4 protein-coding genes are annotated in these 4,582 nt (G+C 71.7%); 2 read left to right on the top strand and 2 right to left on the bottom strand.

Going from position 1 to position 4,582, the window contains the following annotated elements; all coding sequences use genetic code 11:
• Positions 1-189: 189 nt before the first annotated feature.
• Both radA and disA read left to right on the top strand, forming a co-directional pair.
• Positions 190-1,584, top strand: coding sequence for a DNA repair protein RadA (radA, locus tag G5C51_RS40000; protein WP_165245538.1), 1,395 nt, complete (start codon positions 190-192; stop codon positions 1,582-1,584).
• A gap of 153 nt (positions 1,585-1,737) precedes the next feature.
• Positions 1,738-2,862 (top strand): DNA integrity scanning diadenylate cyclase DisA, encoded by a 1,125-nt coding sequence (gene disA / locus G5C51_RS39995; protein ID WP_165245536.1) that lies wholly within the window; start codon positions 1,738-1,740, stop codon positions 2,860-2,862.
• A 6-nt stretch (positions 2,863-2,868) separates the two neighbouring features.
• On the opposite strand, the gene G5C51_RS39990 is transcribed toward disA, so the two are convergent.
• Both G5C51_RS39990 and G5C51_RS39985 read right to left on the bottom strand, forming a co-directional pair.
• Positions 2,869-3,699 (bottom strand): hypothetical protein, encoded by an 831-nt coding sequence (locus G5C51_RS39990; RefSeq protein WP_165245534.1) that lies wholly within the window; start codon positions 3,697-3,699, stop codon positions 2,869-2,871.
• A 107-nt stretch (positions 3,700-3,806) separates the two neighbouring features.
• Positions 3,807-4,322: an Lrp/AsnC family transcriptional regulator gene (locus G5C51_RS39985; protein WP_165245532.1), complete on the bottom strand. Its 516-nt coding sequence runs from the start codon at positions 4,320-4,322 to the stop codon at positions 3,807-3,809.
• Positions 4,323-4,582 lie beyond the last annotated feature (260 nt).

The following is a 4,582-nucleotide window of genomic DNA, read 5'->3' as shown; positions in this document are numbered from 1 at the left end:
GGCGGGTGGGGCGGCGCACCGCCGAAAGCCCCGCGCACCGCCGAAAGACCCGCGCACCGCCGAAAGCCCCGCGCACCGCCGAAAGCCCCGCGCACCGCCGAAAGCCCCGCGCGCCGCCGAAAGACCCGCGCACCGCCGAAAGCCCCGCGCGCCGGCCCACTGTCAGACCACCCCGCTAAGTTGATCCGCATGGCATCACGCAAAGCAGCGGGCAAGGACCGGCCCAGTTACCGCTGCACAGAGTGCGGTTGGACCACCGCGAAATGGCTCGGTCGCTGTCCGGAGTGCCAGGCCTGGGGCACCGTCGAGGAGGCCGGTGGTGCGCCCGCCGTCCGGACCACCGCTGCCGCTCGCGTGCAGTCGTCCGCTCTCCCCATCGGTGAGGTCGACAGCCGCCAGGCCACCTCCCGTACGACCGGCGTCGACGAGCTCGATCGCGTCCTCGGGGGCGGCATCGTCGCCGGGGCCGTCGTTCTCGTCGCCGGTGAGCCCGGCGTCGGCAAGTCCACGCTCCTCCTCGACGTCGCGTCGAAGGCCGCCTCCGCCGACCAGCGCACGCTGTACGTCACCGGCGAGGAGTCCGCCGGGCAGGTCCGCCTCCGGGCGGATCGCATCGGCGCCCTCAGCGATCACCTCTATCTCGCCGCCGAGACCGACCTCGCCACCGTCCTGGGCCACCTCGACGAGGTGAAGCCGGCCCTCCTCATCCTCGACTCCGTCCAGACCGTCGCCTCCGGCGAGATCGACGGAGCGCCCGGCGGCATGGCCCAGGTCCGCGAGGTCGCCGGCGCCCTCATCCGCGCCTCCAAGGAGCGCGGGATGTCCACGATCCTGGTCGGACACGTCACCAAGGACGGCGCCATCGCAGGCCCCCGCCTGCTAGAGCACCTCGTCGACATCGTGCTCAACTTCGAGGGCGACCGGCACGCCCGCCTCCGCCTCGTCCGCGGCGTGAAGAACCGCTACGGGGCCACCGACGAGGTCGGCTGCTTCGAGTTGCACGACGAAGGGATCACCGGCCTCGCCGATCCGTCGGGACTCTTCCTCACCCGCCGCGACGAGCCCGTCCCCGGCACCTGTCTGACCGTCACCCTCGAAGGCCGCAGGCCGCTCGTCGCCGAGGTGCAGGCGCTGACCGTCGATTCGCAGATTCCGTCGCCGCGCCGCACCACCTCGGGGCTCGAGACCTCGCGGGTCTCGATGATGCTGGCGGTGCTGGAGCAGCGCGGCCAGATCGCCGCGCTCGGCAAGCGCGATATCTACAGCGCCACCGTCGGCGGCGTGAAGCTCTCCGAGCCCGCCGCCGACCTGGCCGTGGCGCTCGCCCTCGCCTCCGCCGCGAGCGACACCCCGCTGCCGAAGAACCTGGTGGCGATCGGGGAGGTGGGACTCGCGGGAGAGGTGAGAAGAGTCACGGGGGTGCAGCGGCGGCTCGCCGAGGCCGCGCGGCTCGGGTTTACGCAGGCGTTGGTCCCGGTCGATCCCGGGAAGGTCCCGGACGGGATGAAAGTCCGGGAGGTAGCGGACATAGGGGATGCGCTGCGGTCTTTGCCCTCAAGGACGCCGCGTTCCTCCGGGGGGTGACCTCGGGCCTCGAGGGACCCGACCCGCAGGATGCCCACCGGCCCGAGGATCCGCGCCGGTAGACTTTGCCCCGGTCTCGCCCGTAGGAGCGTGCGGCGAGGGGCCGGAAGGGGAATGCAGGACCAGGTGTGAGCGGGGACCGGAGGACTGGCAGTGGCAGCCAACGAACGGGCAGCGGCGCCCGGTAGGGGCGGGGGCCCCGGTGCCGACAAGCGGCTGCGCGACGCGCTGAGCTCCGTGGCTCCGGGCACGGGCCTGCGCGACGGCCTGGAGCGGGTGCTGCGCGGCAATACCGGCGGGCTCATCGTCCTGGGCATGGACGCGACCGTCGAGGAGATCTGTACCGGCGGCTTCGTCCTCGATGTCGACTTCACCTCCACCCGGCTGCGCGAGCTGTGCAAGCTCGACGGCGCCGTGATCATCGACAAGGACGTCACCAAGATCCTGCGGGCCGGCGTGCAGCTGCTGCCCGACGCGTCGATCCCGACCGAGGAGACCGGCACCCGGCACCGTACGGCCCAGCGCACCTCCATCCAGACCGGCTTCCCGGTCGTCTCGGTCAGCCAGTCGATGCATCTGATCGCGATGTACTTGGACGGGCAGCGCCGGGTCATGGAGGACTCCGCCGCGATCCTCTCCCGCGCCAACCAGGCCCTCGCCACCCTGGAGCGCTACAAGCTCCGGCTCGACGAGGTCGCCGGCACGCTCTCCGCGCTGGAGATCGAGGACCTGGTCACGGTCCGCGATGTCACCGCCGTTTCGCAGCGACTTGAGATGGTGCGGCGGATCGCCACCGAGATCGCCGAGTACGTGGTCGAGCTCGGCACCGACGGGCGGCTGCTCTCGCTGCAGCTGGACGAGCTGATCAGCGGCGTCGACCCCGAGCGCGAGCTGGTCGTGCGTGATTACGTGCCCGAGCGCTCCACCGGCCGCCGGCCGCGCACCGTCCCCGACGCCCTCACCGAGCTCGACAAGCTCTCACACGCCGAGCTGCTCGAACTGCCCACCGTCGCCCGGGCGCTGGGCTACAGCGGCTCGCCCGAGACCCTCGACTCCGCGGTCTCGCCGCGCGGCTACCGGCTGCTGGCCAAGGTGCCGCGGATCCCCGGCACGGTCATCGACCGGCTCGTCGAGCACTTCGGCGGCCTGCAGAAGCTGCTCGCCGCGAGCGTCGACGACCTGCAGACGGTCGACGGCGTCGGCGAGGCCCGCGCCCGTTCCGTACGGGAAGGGCTGTCGCGGCTCGCCGAGTCGTCGATCCTGGAGCGCTACGTGTAGTTGAGCTCAGCTCTTGAGCTCGAACTCCACCTTGTCCGCGGGCAGCCCCGCCGCCTTCACCTCGGCCACGTACTTCCCCGACCCCGCCTTGCCGCGGTCCGGCGTCGCGCACTTGGGCTCGCTCGGGCTGCGGTCCCACTCGATGGTGCGCGAGGTCTGACCGTCCGCCGGGACCTGGAGCAGTATCGGATTCCGCGTCCACGGGCAGTCCTTGGACGACCAGAAGTCGTCGCCGGACTTCTCGATCGTGATGACGGCTTCCTCCGGGCCGAAGGCCAGCTTGCAGGCGCTGCCCGCGTCGTTCTTCGCGATCAGCTCGAACTTCGGTGTCTCGCCCGCCTTGTACGTGTCCTTCACGCTGCGGATCTCGATGCTCGCGGCCGAGTCGTCGCAGGCCGCCATCGAGGAGCCGGCCGGCACGCCGTCGTCGCCGACCTCGAAGCCGCCGCCGACCCCGGCCGCGCCGCCGCTCGTGGCACCGCCCGTACCGGCGCCGCCGTCCTCGCCGCCGCCGGACGTATCGCCGCCGCCGTCTTCGCCGCCCGTGTCGCCGCCGCCGTCCTCGCCGCCGGTGCCGCCGCCCGTACCGCTGCCGCCGGTATCGTCGCGGCCGCCCGGGCGTTCGCTGATCGCGGGTCCGGAGGGGGAGTCGCCCGGCGTGATCGAGGGGGCCGGTCCCTTGCCGTCGTTGTTCTTGCCGTCACCGCCATTGCCACCCAGGTTCACCATCCAGGTGATCAGCAGTGCGAGCACAGCGAGCAGCGCAAGGCCGACCGCCCTCCGTCGCCAGTAGATCGAGGACGGCAGGGGGCCAACGGGGTTGCGGAGTGATCCCACGGCGGAAACCTTACGAGACGGAAGGGGCAACTCGGCCCAGTACCCGCCGCCCGGTCTGACTTTCGTCTCTGATTCAGCGTCAACACCCCGCCAACACCCGTCCCTGGTTACGGACCGTCAGGGCGTCGCCACCCTGCCGAGTCGGTGGCGCGCTGAAAGTCCTCCGGGGCGGGTTCCACCGGGCGGCCCTCGTACTGGGTCGAGAGGACCAGGGAGGTGCTGAGCGCCCCGTGGTTGCCGAGCCGTTCGAGGAGTCCCTCCAGATGCTCGAGGGAAGTGGCCCGCACCTTCAGCATGGTGCAGTGCTCGCCGGTGAGCTTGTGCACCTCGACCACCTCCGGATAGTCGTCGGCGGCCGAGGTGCGCAACAGGCAGCTGCCGAGCCGGCAGCGCAGCTGCACGAACATCGCCACCGGCTGGCCGACGCGCGCGGGCTCGATCCGCGCCCCGTAACCGGTGATGACGCCCTCGCGCTCCAGCCGCCGCACCCGTTCGGCGACGGCCGGCGGGGAGAGATTGACCCGGCGGCCGAGCTGGGCGTACGAGAGCCGGGCGTCGGCCTGGAGCTCGCGGAGGATGCTCCAGTCCAGGTCGTCGAGGCGCATTTCGGAACGTGAGTCCATGGGCGGCGACTGCCTTTCGTCCGTAAGGCGATCGGCGGGGAAAGTCCGTTGATCGCGCCTTCAGTCGATGTCCCGCCGTCAATAGCGTTCCAGGGCATGGGACTTACGGATAGCGCGGGGTGGCGGCGCGGGGCGCTGCTGCGGCTGGTGGCCGGGGTGGCGCTGGTCAATCTGATGATGGCGGGCGCCAGCACGATGGCGACCCTCGTCGCCGCGGACGCGGTGGGGGAGGCGTGGGGCGGGGTGCCGAACTTCGCGGC

The sequence above is a fragment of the Streptomyces coryli genome, from assembly GCF_011044975.1.
Classification (GTDB): domain Bacteria; phylum Actinomycetota; class Actinomycetes; order Streptomycetales; family Streptomycetaceae; genus Streptomyces; species Streptomyces coryli.
This window is presented reverse-complemented; position numbering and strand designations above follow the sequence as displayed.

Coding starts and splice junctions, on each gene's coding strand:
- radA (WP_165245538.1), top strand. CDS start 190: ATGGCATCACGCAAAGCAGCGGGCAAGGACCGGCCCAGTTACCGCTGC.
- G5C51_RS39985 (WP_165245532.1), bottom strand. CDS start 4,322: ATGGACTCACGTTCCGAAATGCGCCTCGACGACCTGGACTGGAGCATC.